Genomic DNA, 16,933 nt, shown 5'->3' with positions numbered 1-16,933 from the left:
CGCTCCGGCACCTCAGGATGAGGTGGAGTGGGTGGGATGCGCTTGGCTTCTACGTCCACGACCCTGTTTGATCTGTTACTCCAAGCTCTTACCTCATCCTGAGGTGCCGCGGAGCGGCCTCGAAGGAGGCCTCCAGGGATCGTGATGGGTTCTGGAGGGCTCCTTCGAGGCCCTTTGCCGAGGCAAAGGGCACCTCAGGATGAGGTGGATTGGTTGGGATGCCCTTGGTTTCAACGTCCAAGAGCAAAGCCTCCACGGGGTCTCCGCGCAAACACCTAAAAAGGCCGGTCCAGCGGCACCCGCGCGGCGTCCATCTCGTCCGCTGTCGGCATGCGCAGGATCGTCGGCGCCTCGCGCCATGTCGGCGGCAGCAACCCCAGGCGCGCGAAGGCATCGAGCCAGCCGTCCATGGGCCAGAGCCCGTGGCGGGCGTGGAACCGGGTGGCGTTGGCGATGATGTCGGAAAAATGCTGGAGCGGCGGGTCGAAGGCCCCGTGATACTGGTGGAAGGCGTGGCCGCCCGCGCTGAACAGGATCGGGATGCCGGCGGCATCGGCCCGGAAGGCGAGGTCGGTATCCTCGGCGCCGTAGCCGTCGAAGGCCTCGTCGAACCCGTCGATCCGGTCGAAGGTCGTGGCCCGGACGCCGAAGGCCAGGGACCAGAACAGGCCGGGATTGTCGGTGCGGGCGAGGCCCGCAGCCGGGAAGCTGCGCACCGGATGGGTATGCCCCACGGCGCGCAACCCCGCCTCGGTCCAGCCGTCGTCGACGGCCCGCGCCGGCAGGTAGCTCACCTCGCAGCAGATCAGCCCGTCGGCTCGCCCAAGATCCCCGTCGAGGCTCGAGACGAGATCGCCCGAGGGAATGCAGTCCACATCGAGGAAGATCAGGTGATCGCCGCAGGCCGCGCGGCGCCCGGCATTGCGGGCACGGGCTAGGGGCAGGCCCGTGCTCGGCAACTCGATGCGGCGGATGGGAAAGCCGTGATTGGGGAGGGGGGCGGGGGTCGCCCCCATCTCCACCACGATGCATTCCGCCGGAGGCGTGCCCCGGCCGAGCCCTTCGAGCAGGCGCGCCAGATGCGCGTCGCGGCCCTTGTTCAGGGTGATGACGGTGGCGCTCACGCGGCGTCCGCCGGCATCGCGACGAAGATCTCGTAGGGGCCGAGGAAGCGCGCGATCATCTCCGGCGCGAGGCGAAAACCCGTCGGGTCGTCGGAGATGAGGTCGGTGGTCTGCGAGCGATGCGCCGCCACCGCCCGCGCTTTGGCCGCCACATGCGCGCTGACATCGAGGCGGTAGCCCGACGGAGGAACGCCGACTTCTGTGCCCTGCGGCAGGGTCCAGCCCCAGACCGGATAGGCGAAGGCCTTCGTCGCCCCGAGCTTCGGCTGGGCGAGCCTCACGATGGCGGCCGCCGCCTGATGATCGCAATGGGGATCGTGCGCCCAGGTCACGCAGACGGCGCCGGCCCCGCTCTCCCGGGCCACGGACGCCACCACATCCGCCGCTGCCTGGGCTTCGGGCCCGCTGCTCGGCACCCCCGCATCGGGCAGGCGCAGGAACGTGACCTTGGCGGGCGCGAGGCCGAGCGCCGCCACCGCTTCCAGCGTCTCTTCCTCACGCAAAGCCCGGAGGCGGAGCGGCGGATAGAGGGCGGAATGGGTGTGCGACCCGCAGCCGTCGCTGACGATGACGAGCCGCACCTCGCGCCCGCGCGCGCAGGCCTCGGCGATCAGGCCCCCGCATCCGAGGCTCTCGTCATCCGGGTGCGGGGCGACGACGACGAGCCCGCCACCATCGGTGAGGGCATCGAGATCCGCCACGGGGAGGGTCTCGGCGGCGGTGAGAAAGGCGTCGGCATGCATGAGTGGGAATCAACCCTTCGAAAAACCCGCGACTGGACACGGTCGCCCCATCCGCGATCCTCATCCTGAGGTGCCGCGAAGCGGCCTCGAAGGAGACCTCCAGCTCGCGCGGCGATCCCTGGATGTCTCCTTCGAGGCCTCCGCTTCGCTACGGCACCTCAGGATGAGGACCATGCTGGGTCAAACCCGCGCCGGTGACTGCGCAACTCCTAACCTGTCGAACCGGAATGCCGCCTGAACAAGTCAGGCCGCGCCGTAGCGGTCGTTGAGGCTCGCGGCGAGGCCGTCGGCGAATTTCGCGGCCGCGACGGGTAGCATCCGCCCGCGCAGCTGGCCGAGAATCAGGGTCATCGGTGAGAGGTCGCGCTCGTCGATGGGCCGGTTGACGAGGCGCTGGTCGTTGGGGATGCCGCTCGGCACCTGCAGGCTCACCACATCCTCGCGCAGGGCGAGGTTGCGCAGGAATTCGAGCGAGCTCGATTCGACGGCCGGGCGAAACGGCGTACCCCGCCGCGCCAGCGCATCGTCGAGATGATGGCGGATCGCCAGCGACCGGTCGGGCAAAGCGAGGGGGTGGGTGAGGCATTCGCGGAGCCGGACGGGCCCGTCCTCTCGGGCTAGGGGGTGCGAGGCGCGCATCACCACGCAGAGCGTCTGCCGGCAGGTGAACAGGGCGTGGAGATCGACCGAGGGCGGCGGCTGCAGCACCAGGGCGAGATCGGCCTCGAAGGAGATGAGGGCCGCCACCGCCTGGGCGTGGTCGCGCACCTGGACCGTGAACGAGACGAGGGGAAAGCGAGCCCGGTAGGCCCGTACCTCATCCGGCACGATCTGGTTCACGAAGGCCTGGCTGCAGGCCAGCGCCACATGGCCGCGCCGCACGCCGGACAGGTCGGCGATCTGCGAGCGGACGCGCTCCATGTCCGCGACCTGATCCCGGATATGGCGCACCAGCAACTCGCCGGCCGCGTTGAGGCGCATTCCCTGCGCCAGACGCTCGAAGATCGGTGTCCCGAGTTCGTATTCGAGGTCTTGGATCTGCCGCGTGAGCGCCGAGGGGGCGATGTTCAGGGCCTCCGCCGCCCGGCGGATCGAGCCGCGCCGGGCCACCTCGGAAACGTAGGTGAGGGTCCGCAAATGCTTCATGGGGCCTGTTCGATCGGATGTCACAGCGGATGCTCACGCCGAAATCGATCATCCAAGCCGACCACCTCAGGATGAGGTTCAGGCCTTGGATAAACTACTCAAACATGCTCGCGGCGGACGATCACTAAGACGCGGTCACCAACTACGCCGTGTGTTGCGAAGTCCGCAACACCATAGTCGATAACCAGCACTCGTTTGCAACAGCCTCCCGACATACCCTGTCCGGGTTCACATCATGTCGGAGCCGGCTCAGATGATTCGTCGTCGCACCTTCCTCGCCGGCCTCGGCGCCGGCCTCGTCGCCGCACCGTCGGTGCTACGGGCCGAGACGCCCATCGTGATCCGGATGGGATCGCTGAAGCTGATCCATTCCATCGCCCCGTATTTCTATGCCCAGTTCGCGCCGCCCGGCGTCACCGTGGAGGTGATCCCGTTCGAGAGCCCCACCGAGTGCAAGAATGCGGTGGTGACGAAATCGGTGGATTTCGGAACGTTCGGCATCGCCGCCGGCACCCTGGGCGCCGCGGCCGGCGAGCCCATTGTGGTCATCGCTTCAACCTGCAACCGCGGAATGGCCATCATCGCCAAGACCGGGTCAGGCATCGAGAAGGTCGCCGACCTCAAGGGCAAGCGCGTGGCGATCTGGCCCGGCTCGACCCAAGAGGTCTTTGCCCTGGAACGCATGCGCATGGAGGGCGTGAGCGTGAAGGACATCACGCCGGTCCGCATCTCCTTCAGCGAGATGCACATCGCCCTCGCGCGCGGCGACGTCGACGCCTATGTCGGCGCCGAACCGGCGCCCGGCGTCAGCCTCTCCACCGGCATCGGCACCCTGGTCGAGTATCCCTACGGGACCGAGATGGGCTCCCTCAACATGGTGTTCGGCGCCCATCGCGACACGCTGGCCGAGCGGCCGGAGGTGGTGAAGACCATGCTGGAGATCCACCGCAAGGGGTCGGATTTCGCGCAAAGTAACCGCGACGCCACCGTGGCGATGGCGGTGCAGAAGCTCGGCCAGAAGCGAGAGGCCATCGAGCTCTCCGTGCCCAATGTCGAGTTCAAGTGGAAGCTCGGCGAGACCGAAGTCAAACAGGCCAAGGCCTATTCCGAACACATGCTGGCGGCCCGGCAGATCAAGCGCCTTCCCGATTTTTCGACCTTCATCGATACCCGTTTCGTCGATGCGATGAGGGATTCGTGAGCGCCCCGGCGGTTTCCGCCCCGGTGGTGCCGGAGGTAGCGACGCGCCGCGCGCTTCCGAGCTTCGCGAGCCTCAAGCAGGCGCTGATCGCGCTCGCCCTGCCGTTGGCGATGGGCATCGCCTGGCATCTTCTCACGGTCGGCAAGCCCTACAGCCTGATTCCGCCGCCCTCTGAGGTCTGGGCGGCAATGGTGGATCTCGCCATCGGCGGACCGGAGGGCGACGCCTTCAGCGGCACGTTGCTCTCGCATCTCGGCGCCTCGCTCGCCCGCGTCTTCGGCGGGTTCAGCCTCGCGGCCCTGGCGGCCGTGCCCCTCGGCCTGCTCATCGGCCGGGTTCCGCTCATGCGCCAGATCCTCGATCCGACGCTGCAGATCCTGCGCCCGGTGCCGGTGACCGCCTGGCTGCCCCTCGCGATGATCCTGTTCGGCCTCGGCCCACGCTCGGCCTATTTCCTCGTCTTCCTCGGCGCGTTCTATCCGATTCTCGTCAACACCATCTTTGGGGTCCGCTCGGTGGAGCCGCGCCTGTTCGAGGCCGCCGCCATGCTCGGCTGCCGGGGGTCGGCGCAGTTCGCCCGTGTCCTCCTGCCGGCGGCCCTGCCGTCCATCTTCACCGGTCTGCGCCTCGGCCTCGGCTTCGCCTGGGTGGTGATCGTCGTCGGCGAGATGACCGGCGTTCCCACCGGCCTCGGCGCGATCATCATGGAGGCGCGGCAACTCTCGCGCACCGAGATCGTGATCTGCGGCATGATCGTCATCGGCGTCGCCGGCTTCGTCTGCGACCGGGCCGTGATGCTGGTCGGCCAGCGCCTTCTTGCCTGGAGCCCCTCCCATGGCTGAGCCCACCGTGCCGATCCTCGACATTCGCGGCGTGTCGAAATCCTTCGCCGTCCAGGGCCGCACGGTCCAGGCGCTCAGCGGCGCCAACCTCACCGTGGCCAAGGGCGAGTTCATCTGCCTGCTCGGCGCCTCGGGCTGCGGCAAGTCCACCTTGCTCCGCATCGTCGCCGGTTTCGAAACCGCCACCGCCGGCGAGGCTCTGATGTGGGGCAAGCCCATCGAAGGCCCCGGCCCGAGCCGGGGCATGGTGTTCCAGGATTACGGCCTGTTCCCCTGGCTCACCGTGAGGGACAATATCGGCTTCGGCCCGAAATCGCGCGGTCGGCCGGCGGCGGAAATCCGCGACACGGTGGAGCGCTACATCGCCCTCGTCGGGCTGCAGCGCTTCGCCGACGCCCATCCGCACCAGCTCTCCGGGGGCATGAAACAGCGGGTCGCCATCGCGCGGGTGCTGGCGAACGATGCCGAAATCGTCCTCATGGACGAGCCGTTCGGGGCGCTCGACGCCATGACCCGCGAGCGGCTGCAGGACGAGCTCCTCGACCTGTGGAGCCGCACCGGGTTGACGGTGCTGTTCGTGACCCATGCCATCGAGGAGGCGATCTTCCTCGCCGACCGGGTCGTGGTCATGTCCCCGAGCCCCGGCCGGATCGACGCGATCCACGGCATCGACCTCGCCCGCCGCCGCGACGTGTCGAGCCCGGCCTTCAACGACGTGCGCCGGATGTTGTCGGCCCAGCTCCACAGCCACCACGCCCCCGTGGCCGCATGATCGGCACGGAGTCGCGATCCGGCGACTGGCGCCGGATGGACCGCGAGACCCTGACCCGCGCCTACGACAATACCGGCGCCGTCGCCGACAGCGCCGCCCGACTGTCCGGCTGGCGGACCCGGAGCACCGCGTTTCGCGCGCTCCACCCCCGCGAGCTCGACCTCCCCTATGGGCCGGCCGAGCGAAACCGGATCGACCTGTTCCGGAGCGGGGCGGAGGATGCGCCGCTCCTCGTCTTCATCCATGGCGGCTATTGGATCAGGAATACGCGCCAGGATTTCGCCTGCATGGCCGAAGGACCGTCGCGTCACGGTCTCGATGTGGGATTGGTGGGATATACCCTGGCGCCGGAGGCCAGCCTCACCGAGATCGCCGCCGAGATCCGGGCGGCGCTGGTGTTCCTGCGCGGTCTGCAGGAGGGGAGGGGGCGCCGTCGCCTCGTCGTCTCGGGCTGGTCGGCCGGCGGGCATCTCGCGGCCCTCGCCATGGCGTGGCCCGAGGTCGATGCGGGCCTGGCCATCAGCGGCGTGTTCGATCTGGAGCCGATCCGGCACACCGAGCTCGACGACCGTCTGCACCTGACCGATGCGGAAATCGAAGCCCTCTCGCCGATCCGGCAGGTGACGCATTCGGATAAGCCCCTCGCCATCGTGTGCGGATCGAACGAATTGCCCGAATTGCGGCGGCATTCCGCTGATTACGACGACGCGTGGCGGTGCGCCGGCAATGCCTCGACCGTCGCCGAACTGCCCGGCCACGACCATTTCTCGATCCTCGACGAGTTGATCCGCCCGGACGGGGCACTGACCGCCCTCGCCGTGAAGCTCGCCGGGACGAGCCCCTAGACCTCGCCGCGCAGGCACGCTTCCTGTGCCTCGGCCGCCCGCCGTGCGCTCCTGGCGAACCGTCCGACCACGGCCTCCCCACGGATCGCTGCGTGCTTCGCCGCGACCAGGTCCGGGTCGCCCCAGCGCGCGAGCAGCGCCTGGAAAGCCTCGTAACGCGCGCGCTGAAAGGAAATTCTTCTACCCGCACCATCCCTGCACGGGTGTGGTGGATGAATCGCACCGCAGGGCACCCAGCCGGAGGGGATCGGCGCCGTGGCGGGGTGGGTCCGTCCCAGACGCAGGATGTGCGGCAGGATGTGCGTCCGCGGACCGACAGAGCCGGAGTTGGGATCGGCCCGGATCGGAGTGAACACCTCGATCCGCCCGATCCGGGTGACGAAGACGCGATGAGGGCCGGCCGCGACGAGCTGCGCCGCGATCTTATTGTCGGGATTGAAGATTTCCCGCCCGGCTCGGCTGCGGAGGAGATCGATGAGGGCGGGGTCGCCGGTCCGGATACAGGCATCCACGGCCAGCAGGTTCAGGCCCAGATCGAACAGGATATGGTCGCGATGCCCGATCCCGGCGGCCTCGCGATCCGGCCCGAGTTCGGTGACGACGGACCTTCGTCCCATGGCGCAGGCGTCGCGCGGCAGGCACAGGGCCAGGGCATGGTTCCAGCCGAAGGCGAAGCCGGTCTCGTAGGCCACGGGACGAAGCAGGGTGGCGGGGGCGAGGGCGATGGCCCCCCGCGCCGTGACGAACCCCATCCGGGCATCGGCCAAGGGCATCGCCACCTCCTCCGGCTCGCAAAGCAAGCTCGCGACGGCGCCGAAACTGCCGAGGCTCCATGTCGTGAACGGATCGTCGAGGGCGCTCGCCAGAAGACTCGCGACGGCTTCATGCTCCATCGCCGCAGCTTAGCGGGGCGGACCGAAGCGCGCGAGATGCGATTCCGGGCGGCATTGATTTTGCTCCTCTGACTTTGCCCCAAGCACGGGTGCCCTCGCTTCGCCCGCGAGCTTCCCATCACCCTCCCGACCGGGCAATCTCGCCGCGTGCTCGACCCTGGATTCCAACGATGGACCTGAACTCGATCGGCTCCGTCGCCGTGCCGCGGAACCGCTCCGACCTCTCCGGGTGGCGGGACGGCGATGCCTGGCTGGCCGGAGGGACGTGGCTGTTCTCCGAGCCTCAGCCGCGCCTGCGCCGCCTCGTCGATCTCTCGAGCCTCGGCTGGCAGGCTCATGAGGTGAGCGAACGGGGCCTTTCGCTCGCCGCGACCTGTACCATCGCCGAGCTGTTCCGGCTCGATCTGCCCGCATCGTGGAGCGCTGCTCCCCTCTTCGCGCAATGCTGCCGGGCGCTGCTCGGATCGTTCAAGATCTGGAACATGGCCACCGTGGGAGGCAACGTCTGCCTCGCCCTGCCGGCCGCGCCGATGATCGCGCTCGCCACCGCCCTGGAGGGAACCTGCCTGGTCTGGACACCGGAGGGAGACGAGCGCGAGGTCGCCATCACCGATCTCGTCCTCGGATCGCAATGTACGTCGCTGGCACCCGGCGAAATCCTGCGGCGCATCGATCTTCCCCTGGCCGCGCTGAAGCGCCGGACCGCCTTCCGCCAGGTTTCCCTGAGCCCCAACGGACGCTCCGGCGCCCTGCTGATCGGCACCCTGGATTCCAACGGCGCCTTCGCGCTCACGATCACGGCCTCCACGCGCCGCCCGCTGCGCCTGATGTTCCCGACGCTCCCCGATGCGGCGGTCCTGGCCGCCTCGATCACCGAGGCGGTTCCGGTGGCCCTGTATCACGACGACGTTCACGGCACGCCGGATTGGCGCAGGCACATGACCTTCACCCTCGCCGAAGAGATCCGGCGCGCGTTCGAGAACGAGGGCCGCGCATGATCCTGCACGTCAACGGACACGAGCAGGATGCGTCCCCACGTCCGGGCCAATGCCTGCGCACGATGCTGCGCGAACTCGGCTGGTTCGGGGTGAAGAAGGGCTGCGATGCGGGGGATTGCGGCGCCTGCACGGTGCATCTCGACGGGGAGCCGGTGCATAGCTGCCTGCTGCCCGCCTTCCGTGCCGAGGGGCGCAGCGTCACCACCATCGAAGGCCTCGGCGGCCCCTGTCGGCCGGGGGAGGGGGGCACGCAGCCACTTCATCCCATGCAGGCGGCCTTTCTCGGCGCCCAGGGTTACCAGTGCGGGTTCTGCACCCCCGGCATGATCATGACCGCAGCGGCTCTGGACCAGGGGCAGATCGGCGATCTCGCCACCGCCCTGAAGGGTAATCTGTGTCGCTGTACCGGCTACGGCGCCATCGCCGACGCCGTGGCGGGCGTAGCGCGCGTGGAACGGCCGGAGGATAGGCGCGACGACCCGTGCGGGCGCAGCATCCCGGCCCCTGCCGGGCCTCGGATCGTCTCGGGCAGCGCAGCCTTCACCTTCGATCTGGCCGTACCGGACCTGCTTCATCTCAAGGTCTTGCGCTCGCCTCATGCCCATGCCCGCATCCTGCGGGTCGACCGGGCGGGAGCTCTGGCCGTGCCGGGTGTGGTGGCGGTCTTCACCCACGACGATGCTCCCGCCGGACGGTTCTCCACCGGGCGGCACGAGAATCCCCTCGACGACGCCCCGGATACGCGGGTGCTCGATCCGATCCTCCGCTTCGTCGGTCAGCGGGTGGCGGCGGTGGTGGCGACGAGCGAAGCCGCGGCCGAGGCCGGTTGCGCGGCGCTGACCGTGGATTACGAGATCCGCGACGCGGTGTTCGATCCGGACGAGGCCCTGCGGCCGGACGCGCCTTTGGTTCATGACGGCGCCGATCAGCCCGGCGAAGATGCGCCGCCGCGCCTCTCCCATCCCAACCTCGCCGCCGAGGTGCATGGCGAGGTCGGCGACGTGGCGGCGGGGTTTGCCGAGGCGGACTTCGTCCACGAGGCGGCCTACGATTCCCAGCGGGTCCAGCACGCCCATCTCGAGACTCACGGGGCCGTCGGCTGGCGCGACGAGGACGGACGCCTCGTCATCCGCTCGAGCACACAGACGCCGTTCCTCACCCGCGACGCGCTGGCGAACCTGTTCGGCCTGGAGCGGGATGCCGTACGCGTGTTCTGCGGCCGGGTCGGCGGCGGCTTCGGCGGCAAGCAGGAGATGCTCACCGAGGATCTGGTGGCCCTGGCGGTGCTCGCCACCGGTCGCCCGGTGAAGTGGGAAATGACCCGGCAGGAGCAGTTCACCGCCACGACCACCCGCCATCCGATGCGGGTGACGATCAAGATCGGCGCCCGCCAGGACGGCACCCTGACGGCCATCGCGCTGCATGTGGTCTCCAACACCGGCGCCTATGGCAACCATGCCGGCGGCGTGATTCATCACGGCTGCAACGAGGTGATCGGCGTCTATCGCTGTCCCAACAAACGCGTCGACGGCTACGCGGTCTACACGCACACCCTGCCGAGCGGTGCCTTCCGGGGTTACGGCCTCAGCCAAACCATCTTCGCGGTGGAATCGGCGATGGACGAAGTGGCGCGCGGCCTCGGGCTGGATCCGTTCGAGATGCGCCGCCGCAACGTCGTGCGCCCGGGCGACCCGATGGTATCGAACAGCCTCGAACCCCATGACGTGCAGTACGGAAGCTACGGGCTCGACCAGTGCCTCGATCTCGTCTCATCCGCCATGGACGAACTCGGACCCGCCGAGACCCCATCCGGTGACTGGCTCGTCGGCAAGGGCATGGCGATGGCGATGATCGACACGATCCCGCCGCGCGGGCATTTCGCCGATGCGCGGATCGCGCTTCAAATCGATGGACACTACCACCTCGATGTCGGCACCGCCGAGTTCGGCAACGGAACGACCACCGTCCTCGCCCAGATTGCTGCCTCGGCGCTCGGTACGAGCCCTGAGCGCATCACCCTGCGCCACGGCGATACCGACCGCGTCGGCCACGATACCGGGGCCTATGGATCCACCGGCATCGTGGTGGCCGGACAGGCGACGTTGAAGGCCGCCCTCGCCTTAGGCCAGGCCCTTCGCGAGGTTGCCGCCGAGAGGGGAGGGGGGGCGCCCTCCGAATGCCGCATGCACCGAGACGGTGTCTCGACCCCATCCGGCGAGATCGGCTTCGCGGAAATACTAACGGGTGGAACCATCGAGCGCGCGGCGAGGGCCGATGGCTCGCCGCGTTCCGTCGCCTTCAACGTTCAGGGGTTCCGGGTCGCGGTCCATCGGTCGAGCGGGGAGGTGCGCATCCTCGACAGCGTGCATGCCGCCGATGCCGGCCGCGTTCTCAACCCCATGCAGTGCCGCGGCCAGGTCGAGGGCGGTGTCGCGCAGGCGATCGGCGCGGCCCTGTACGAGGCAATGCGGATCGACGGAGAGGGCCGCGTCGTTACGCAGACCTTCCGCAATTATCATATCCCCGCCTTCGCGGACGTGCCGCGCACCCGCGTCCTGTTCGCGGACACCTATGACGGCATCGGTCCGCTCGGCGCGAAATCGATGAGTGAGAGCCCGTTCAACCCCGTCGCGCCCGCGCTCGCCAACGCCATCCGCGATGCCACGGGCGCGAGGCTCACCGCGACTCCCTTCGCACCGGACCGCATCTACCTCGCGGTAATGGAGGCGGCACGGCATCGGGACTGGTCGGTGTGATCCAGGCCTGCCTCCGAGATTGCGCGTCAGTGACTAAAGGACCGCCTCGATCAACCCGAGACTCCTGGCTTCCTCGGCCTCGATATACCAATTGTACGGGGCTTTCTCGATGACCTTCTCCAAGGAGACCTGCGAGCCGGTGACGAGGTTGGCGAAGCCCTCGTTCTGAATCTCGATGGAGGTCTCGATCTCGTGCAACGTCGCCTTGAGGGTGGCGATGCAGGTGGTGAGGGGACCATGGATCTCCAAGGTCCTGGCCATCTTGCGCTCGTGGATCATCAGGCGCGTACCGCGCGTGAGATAGCGGTTCGGACGCGCGAAGAAACTCATGAGCGTCGTGCCAGCCGAGTAGATCGCCGCCTTGCCAAGGAAGACGAAACGGCGATGCGGCGTCACCTCGCTGGCAAAGCGAATGTCTTCGCCCATCATCCGGGCCACTTCCGGGTCGCCGCCGAGGGTGGTGAGTTCGACCACCACGAGGTCCAGCCCGGAGGCGGCGTCGAGTTGGCGCCGGAAAGCCTTGTACATGTCGTGATCGACCGGTCCCGACAGCAGAATGGCGGGGCCCTTGAAGTCCGGGGCGGAAAGCAGTGTGTTGTCCATCATCGATCCTCTGCCGAAAGGCACATCGGGACGCATCCCCGCATGCCTCGTGCCGGATCGAGAAGCCTCACCCGCGCATGTGGTTGCCGGGTGTGGGAAAAAATCCGCTTAGCGGCATCCGGCATCCGACAGACAAAGGGCCGCCGATCTGGACTTTTCGGCCCACCGCCTCTATATCGATCCTGCGTTTGATGACCGGTTCGTAATAACGTTTCAGGACCCGGAGGGCAGTACTCCGGCGCCTCCACCAAAAGCGCATCGTGATGCGTTTCTGATGGGGGCGAAATAGGATCGACTGGGCGGTAAAGGGATCGCGAGAGCGTCGGTAAGGACTCGACCGGTTTGGCGCAGGCAACCCCTGTTCCAAGTATTTGGCCAAAACTCTAAATGCCAACGATAACGTTGTCATGGATGCCCGCCTCGCGGCGTAAGCATCTTGCGGTAGGGTAACCGTCGAAACAGAACCCGGGGCTTCGGCTCCGGGACCCACCCTTCTCATTATCGATGATGTTGTTTTGTCAGCCACGGCACTGCCGTTTTCGGCTGCTTTTTTGCCTTTATACTCAATAGCCTGAGATGCGGGTTCTTCGCGCCCGCTTTGGCGGTATTTCACCCCTCCCTTCCGCCACTCAATGACGACCGCGCTGTGCGTGTGCGCACATATACCATTTGGAATTCTTCCAAGGTGTGGCTGCACGGTCCGCCTGCGCTACTTCGTGGCACCACGGAAAGTTCTGCACCGTCGAGCGTTTGTCGGGGGCTGGTCGAAGCCTCGCGCAAACGTCCGCGACACGACCTAACGGAATTACACGTCTCATGGATCAGGTTGGGAGAACGCCATGTATGGCTCTGAAGACCTCGAACTCAACCGGCGCCATCTGATGGCGGGCGCCTCTGCCAGTGCCGTCGTCACAGTCTGTCCCTCCGCTTCCTGGGCGGTCACCGAGAACACGTCCGACCCGGTGACATCCAAAGTGTCGCTCACGGTGAACGGGACGTCACATGAGATCGACATCGATACGCGCACCACACTCCTCGACGCCGTGCGGGAGCACCTTCATCTGACCGGTGCCAAAAAGGGCTGCGACCACGGCCAGTGTGGGGCCTGCACGATGATCGTCGATGGAAGACGCATCAATTCCTGCTTGACCCTTGCGGTCATGCACCAGGGCGATGCCATCACCACCATTGAAGGCTTGGGCAAGCCAGGCAACCTGCATCCGATGCAGGCCGCTTTCGTCAAGCATGACGGCTATCAATGCGGATTTTGTACGCCGGGCCAGATCTGCTCCGGTGTCGCGGTTCTCGAAGAGATCAAGGCCGGCATCCCAAGCCACGTCACGGCCGATCTCAACGCGACCTCCGCGATTACCGCGGACGAGATCCGCGAGCGCATGAGCGGCAACATCTGCCGCTGCGGCGCTTATTCCAACATCGTGGACGCCATGACTGAAGTCGCTGGGAGGCAGGCATGAAGTCCTTCACTTACGAACGCGCTTCCTCGCCGGCGGAGGCCGCTGCGTCCGTCTTGCGCGTACCCGGCGCGAAGTTCATTGCCGGCGGCACCAATCTTCTCGATCTGATGAAGCTGCAGGTGGAGACGCCGACCCATCTCGTCGATGTCAACGGCCTTGATCTCGATACGATCGAGCCGACGGAGGAGGGCGGTCTGCGGATCGGCGCCCTGGTGCGCAACACCGATCTTGCGGCCGATCTGCGGGTTCGGCGCGGCTACGGAGTCCTGAGCCGGGCCCTTCTGTCCGGGGCATCCGGCCAGTTACGCAACAAGGCGACGACGGCGGGCAATCTCCTCCAGCGCACGCGCTGCCCCTATTTTTACGATACCGCTCAACCCTGCAATAAGCGTCAGCCTGGAAGCGGCTGCTCGGCCATCGGCGGCATCAGTCGCCAACTCGCGGTGGTGGGGGCCAGCGAAGCCTGCATCGCCACGCATCCGGGCGACATGGCCGTGGCCATGCGGGTTCTCGACGCGAACGTGGAGACCGTGAACGACAAGGGTGACACGCGGACCATCCCCATCGCGGAGTTTCATCGCCTGCCTGGAGACACGCCCGAGATCGAGACGAACTTGCGGCCGGGCGAACTGATCACGGCGGTGACTCTGCCGAAGCCGGTCTCGGGCACGCATGTATACCGCAAGGTCCGGGACAGAGCCTCGTATGCCTTCGCGTTGATCTCCATCGCGGGGATCGTCCAGCGCGATGGGACCGGACGCATCGCCGTCGGTGGCGTCGCCCCGAAGCCGTGGCGCGACGAGGCCGCTGAGGCCGAGCTGCCGAAAGGCGCCAAGGCCGCGACGGAGCGTTTGTTCGCGGGAGCGAAGCCGACCCACGACAACGCCTACAAGCTCAAGCTCACCGAGCGCGCGCTCGGTGCCGTCCTGTCCGAAGCGAGGGCCTGAACCATGAAGTTCGACACTCCCGCTGGCCGCAACCCCATCGATCAGCTGAAAGTGGTGGGCAAGGCCACGGACCGGATCGACGGTCCCTTCAAGACCACCGGCACTGCGAACTACGCTTATGACTGGCACGATCCGCAATCGAAGGCGGTCTACGGCTTCGTCGTAGGCGCGACCATCGCCAAGGGGCGGATCGAGGCGATGGTTCTCGACGAGGCCAGGGCCGCACGCGGCGTGCTCGCCATCGTCACTGCAGAGAATGCCGGCCCCCTCGACAAGGGTAAGCTCAACGCCGCCAAGCTTCTCGGCGGCCCCGAGATCGAGCATTATCACCAAGCGGTCGCCTTGGTCGTGGCGGAGACGTTTGAGCAGGCCCGTTCAGCGGCGGCCCTCATCCGTATCGATTATGCCGAATCCAAAGGCGCGTTCGATCTCGCGGCGGTGAAGGATACGGGCAAGCCTGAGAAACTCGCCGGTGCCCCGTCCGACACCGCCATCGGTGATTTCGCCGGGGCCTTCGCCTCTGCCCCGGTTCAGCTCGACGCCACCTACAGCACGCCCGATCAAGCTCATGCGATGATGGAGCCGCATGCGTCCATCGCGTCCTGGGACGGCGACGCAGTGACGGTCTGGACCTCGAACCAGATGATCGCCTGGGGTACGCGGGATCTGGCCCTGACCCTCGGCATCCCGAAGGAGAAGGTCCGCCTCGTCTCGCCCTTCGTCGGCGGCGGGTTTGGCGGCAAGCTGTTCCTGCGGGCGGAAGCGGTATTGGCCGCCCTCGGCGCCCGCGCCGCAAAGCGGCCGGTGAAGGTGGCGCTGACCCGTCCGCTCAGCTTCAACAACACCGTGCATCGGCCCGCCACGATCCAGCGCGTCCGCCTCGGCGCGACGCCGGACGGCACGATCACGGCGATCGGCCATGAGAGCTGGTCCGGCAACCTGCCCGGCGGCAAGCCGGAGGCGGCGGTGCAACAGACGCGCCTGCTCTATGCCGGCGCCAACCGCATGACCCAAACCCGGCTCGCCATGCTCGACCTGCCCGAGGGCAACTCCATGCGCGCGCCCGGCGAAGCGCCCGGCTTGATGGTCCTCGAGATCGCCATGGACGAGATGGCGGAGAAACTCGGTCTCGATCCGGTCGAGTTCCGCATCCGCAACGACACCCAGGTCGATCCCGAGAAGCCAGAGCGCCGGTTCTCCCAACGCAGCCTGATCGAATGCCTCCGCCGGGGCGCGGCGCGCTTCGAATGGGACAAGCGGGTCGTCAAGCCCGGTCAGGTCCGTGACGGGCGCTGGCTCGTCGGAATGGGTGTCGCCGCGGCGTTCCGCAATAACATGAACGTCAAATCGGGGGCGCGCGTCCGTCTAGATAGCCAGGGCGTGGTGACGGTCGAGACCGACATGACCGATATTGGTACTGGCAGCTACACGATTATCGGCCAGACGGCTGCCGAGATGATGGGCTTGAGCCTCGACAGGGTCGTGGTGCGGCTCGGCGATTCCGCCTTCCCCGTCTCGTCGGGCTCCGGTGGCCAGTTCGGCGCAAACTCCTCGACGTCGGGGGTCTACGCGGCCTGCGTCAAGCTCCGTGAGGCGGTGGCGCGGTCGCTCGGGTTCAATTCGGACGATGCCGTGTTCGAGGATGGGCGTGTCCGCTCGGGCAACCGCTCCGTTCCGCTCGCCGAGGCCGCAAATGCGGGCGACATCGTCGCCGAGGACACGATCGAGTTCGGCGGCGATCTCTCGAAGACGTACCAGCAATCGACCTTCGGGGCGCATTTCGTCGAGGTCGGCGTCGATGTGAGCACGGCGGAGATCAGGGTGAGGCGGATGCTGGCGGTCTGTGCGGCCGGACGCATCCTCAATCCAAAGTCTGCCCGCAGCCAGGTCATCGGAGGCATGACCATGGGGGTGGGTGCCGCGCTGATGGAGGAGTTGGCTGTCGACACAAGGCGCGGTTTCTTCGTAAATCACGACCTCGCCGGATATGAAGTCCCGGTCCATGCCGACATCCCGCATCAGGAAGTAATTTTCCTCGACGAGACCGATCCGATCTCCTCACCGATGAAGGCCAAGGGCGTGGGCGAACTCGGTATCTGCGGCGTCAGCGCGGCGGTGGCCAACGCGGTCTACAACGCCACCGGCATACGGGTGCGCGATTACCCGCTCACACTCGACAAGCTTATTGACGGGATGCCAGACGCCGCATGAGACCAGCGGAGTCGATAGAAGGCGTGTCTCGTTCGCGCCTTCGACTTCCGTCGCGTCATCGGGATTGTATTGGCCGAGCCACCCCGGTCTTGTGCCACTCTACGTCAGAGGGGTTCCTGACCTCGGTCAATCTGGAGACCGCGAGCGGGTGCGGGGTTCACGAAGCGGGAATCCTTGTTTGCCGGCAACGAGTTATGTTGTGTCGTCATGCGTTTGTCGCGAAAATCGATCAGCTTTGCGATTTTGGCATTGACGGCTCGGCGTGCGGCCTCTAGAAGCCTGTTCATCGGCGGCGGCCAGCGGGGACTTCGGTTCGGCGGGCTGGCGTTTGTGTCTTCTGGACGATGATCGGATGGATGATCCGGCTGATTGGCTGG

Annotated in this window: 15 protein-coding genes and 1 other RNA gene; 10 read left to right on the top strand and 6 right to left on the bottom strand. The window is 67.0% G+C overall.

Annotated features, from left to right (window positions below):
- Positions 1-275: 275 nt before the first annotated feature.
- The 3 genes from ASF34_RS16925 to ASF34_RS16915 form a co-directional block, all read right to left on the bottom strand.
- Positions 276-1,124: a glycosyltransferase family 2 protein gene (locus ASF34_RS16925; protein WP_056162702.1), complete on the bottom strand. Its 849-nt coding sequence runs from the start codon at positions 1,122-1,124 to the stop codon at positions 276-278.
- A complete protein-coding gene (locus ASF34_RS16920; RefSeq protein WP_056162699.1) occupies positions 1,121-1,867 on the bottom strand; it encodes a PIG-L deacetylase family protein in 747 nt (248 codons plus the stop codon). The genes ASF34_RS16925 and ASF34_RS16920 overlap by 4 nt, the downstream gene beginning before the upstream one ends.
- A gap of 243 nt (positions 1,868-2,110) precedes the next feature.
- Positions 2,111-3,013 (bottom strand): LysR family transcriptional regulator, encoded by a 903-nt coding sequence (locus ASF34_RS16915; RefSeq protein WP_056162696.1) that lies wholly within the window; start codon positions 3,011-3,013, stop codon positions 2,111-2,113.
- 253 nt (positions 3,014-3,266) lie between these two features.
- On the opposite strand from ASF34_RS16915, the gene ASF34_RS16910 reads away from it, so the two are divergent.
- The 4 genes from ASF34_RS16910 to ASF34_RS16895 are packed head-to-tail and all read left to right on the top strand — an operon-like array spanning position 3,267 to position 6,673.
- Positions 3,267-4,214, top strand: a complete 948-nt coding sequence (locus ASF34_RS16910) for an ABC transporter substrate-binding protein (RefSeq protein ID WP_056162988.1) — start codon at positions 3,267-3,269, stop codon at positions 4,212-4,214.
- Positions 4,211-5,056 (top strand): ABC transporter permease, encoded by an 846-nt coding sequence (locus ASF34_RS16905; protein ID WP_056162695.1) that lies wholly within the window; start codon positions 4,211-4,213, stop codon positions 5,054-5,056. The genes ASF34_RS16910 and ASF34_RS16905 overlap by 4 nt, the downstream gene beginning before the upstream one ends.
- The gene (locus tag ASF34_RS16900; RefSeq protein WP_056162692.1) at positions 5,049-5,828 is read left to right on the top strand and encodes an ABC transporter ATP-binding protein; all 780 of its coding nucleotides are present in this window, start codon (positions 5,049-5,051) and stop codon (positions 5,826-5,828) included. Before ASF34_RS16905 ends, ASF34_RS16900 begins: the two co-directional genes overlap by 8 nt.
- Positions 5,825-6,673 carry an alpha/beta hydrolase gene (locus ASF34_RS16895; protein WP_056162689.1) on the top strand — a complete coding sequence of 283 codons (849 nt, stop codon included), beginning with the start codon at positions 5,825-5,827 and terminating at the stop codon, positions 6,671-6,673. Before ASF34_RS16900 ends, ASF34_RS16895 begins: the two co-directional genes overlap by 4 nt.
- On the opposite strand, the gene ASF34_RS16890 is transcribed toward ASF34_RS16895, so the two are convergent.
- Positions 6,670-7,566, bottom strand: coding sequence for a DUF6925 family protein (locus ASF34_RS16890; RefSeq protein ID WP_056162686.1), 897 nt, complete (start codon positions 7,564-7,566; stop codon positions 6,670-6,672). The genes ASF34_RS16895 and ASF34_RS16890 overlap by 4 nt on opposite strands.
- A gap of 170 nt (positions 7,567-7,736) precedes the next feature.
- On the opposite strand from ASF34_RS16890, the gene ASF34_RS16885 reads away from it, so the two are divergent.
- Together ASF34_RS16885 and ASF34_RS16880 are read left to right on the top strand one after the other, a co-directional pair.
- Positions 7,737-8,564 (top strand): FAD binding domain-containing protein, encoded by an 828-nt coding sequence (locus tag ASF34_RS16885; RefSeq protein WP_056162684.1) that lies wholly within the window; start codon positions 7,737-7,739, stop codon positions 8,562-8,564.
- A complete protein-coding gene (locus ASF34_RS16880; RefSeq protein WP_056162680.1) occupies positions 8,561-11,320 on the top strand; it encodes a molybdopterin-dependent oxidoreductase in 2,760 nt (919 codons plus the stop codon). Before ASF34_RS16885 ends, ASF34_RS16880 begins: the two co-directional genes overlap by 4 nt.
- 33 nt (positions 11,321-11,353) lie before the next feature.
- Here the strand turns inward: ASF34_RS16880 and ASF34_RS16875 are convergent, their stop codons facing one another.
- Positions 11,354-11,923 (bottom strand): ClpP family protease, encoded by a 570-nt coding sequence (locus tag ASF34_RS16875; protein WP_056162986.1) that lies wholly within the window; start codon positions 11,921-11,923, stop codon positions 11,354-11,356.
- Positions 11,924-12,068: 145 nt separating this feature from the next.
- Between ASF34_RS16875 and ssrA the strand changes: the two genes are divergently transcribed.
- From ssrA to paoC, 4 genes are all read left to right on the top strand, one after another.
- Positions 12,069-12,396, top strand: a transfer-messenger RNA (tmRNA) gene (gene ssrA / locus ASF34_RS22405).
- 366 nt (positions 12,397-12,762) lie between these two features.
- Positions 12,763-13,398, top strand: coding sequence for an aldehyde dehydrogenase iron-sulfur subunit PaoA (gene paoA, locus ASF34_RS16870; RefSeq protein ID WP_056162677.1), 636 nt, complete (start codon positions 12,763-12,765; stop codon positions 13,396-13,398).
- Positions 13,395-14,345: an FAD binding domain-containing protein gene (locus ASF34_RS16865; protein ID WP_056162676.1), complete on the top strand. Its 951-nt coding sequence runs from the start codon at positions 13,395-13,397 to the stop codon at positions 14,343-14,345. Before paoA ends, ASF34_RS16865 begins: the two co-directional genes overlap by 4 nt.
- A gap of 3 nt (positions 14,346-14,348) precedes the next feature.
- Positions 14,349-16,556 (top strand): aldehyde oxidoreductase molybdenum-binding subunit PaoC, encoded by a 2,208-nt coding sequence (gene paoC, locus ASF34_RS16860; protein ID WP_056162672.1) that lies wholly within the window; start codon positions 14,349-14,351, stop codon positions 16,554-16,556.
- Between the two features lie 104 nt (positions 16,557-16,660).
- On the opposite strand, the gene ASF34_RS23250 is transcribed toward paoC, so the two are convergent.
- The coding region (locus tag ASF34_RS23250; RefSeq protein WP_210166715.1) for a hypothetical protein at positions 16,661-16,933 on the bottom strand (273 nt) is incomplete at its 5' end.

Source organism: Methylobacterium sp. Leaf106, from assembly GCF_001422895.1.
GTDB classification, from domain to species: Bacteria; Pseudomonadota; Alphaproteobacteria; order Rhizobiales; family Beijerinckiaceae; genus Methylobacterium; species Methylobacterium bullatum.
The sequence above is the reverse complement of the archived record's forward strand: the minus strand, read 5'-3'. Positions and strand labels throughout refer to the sequence as shown.

Excerpts from the sequence above, each read along its gene's own strand:
- ASF34_RS16920 (WP_056162699.1), bottom strand. The coding sequence starts at position 1,867 with ATGCATGCCGACGCCTTTCTCACCGCCGCCGAGACCCTCCCCGTGGCG.
- ASF34_RS16915 (WP_056162696.1), bottom strand. The coding sequence starts at position 3,013 with ATGAAGCATTTGCGGACCCTCACCTACGTTTCCGAGGTGGCCCGGCGC.
- ASF34_RS16910 (WP_056162988.1), top strand. The coding sequence starts at position 3,267 with ATGATTCGTCGTCGCACCTTCCTCGCCGGCCTCGGCGCCGGCCTCGTC.
- ASF34_RS16900 (WP_056162692.1), top strand. The coding sequence starts at position 5,049 with ATGGCTGAGCCCACCGTGCCGATCCTCGACATTCGCGGCGTGTCGAAA.
- ASF34_RS16895 (WP_056162689.1), top strand. The coding sequence starts at position 5,825 with ATGATCGGCACGGAGTCGCGATCCGGCGACTGGCGCCGGATGGACCGC.
- ASF34_RS16890 (WP_056162686.1), bottom strand. The coding sequence starts at position 7,566 with ATGGAGCATGAAGCCGTCGCGAGTCTTCTGGCGAGCGCCCTCGACGAT.
- ASF34_RS16885 (WP_056162684.1), top strand. The coding sequence starts at position 7,737 with ATGGACCTGAACTCGATCGGCTCCGTCGCCGTGCCGCGGAACCGCTCC.
- ASF34_RS16880 (WP_056162680.1), top strand. The coding sequence starts at position 8,561 with ATGATCCTGCACGTCAACGGACACGAGCAGGATGCGTCCCCACGTCCG.
- ASF34_RS16875 (WP_056162986.1), bottom strand. The coding sequence starts at position 11,923 with ATGGACAACACACTGCTTTCCGCCCCGGACTTCAAGGGCCCCGCCATT.
- paoA (WP_056162677.1), top strand. The coding sequence starts at position 12,763 with ATGTATGGCTCTGAAGACCTCGAACTCAACCGGCGCCATCTGATGGCG.
- ASF34_RS16865 (WP_056162676.1), top strand. The coding sequence starts at position 13,395 with ATGAAGTCCTTCACTTACGAACGCGCTTCCTCGCCGGCGGAGGCCGCT.
- paoC (WP_056162672.1), top strand. The coding sequence starts at position 14,349 with ATGAAGTTCGACACTCCCGCTGGCCGCAACCCCATCGATCAGCTGAAA.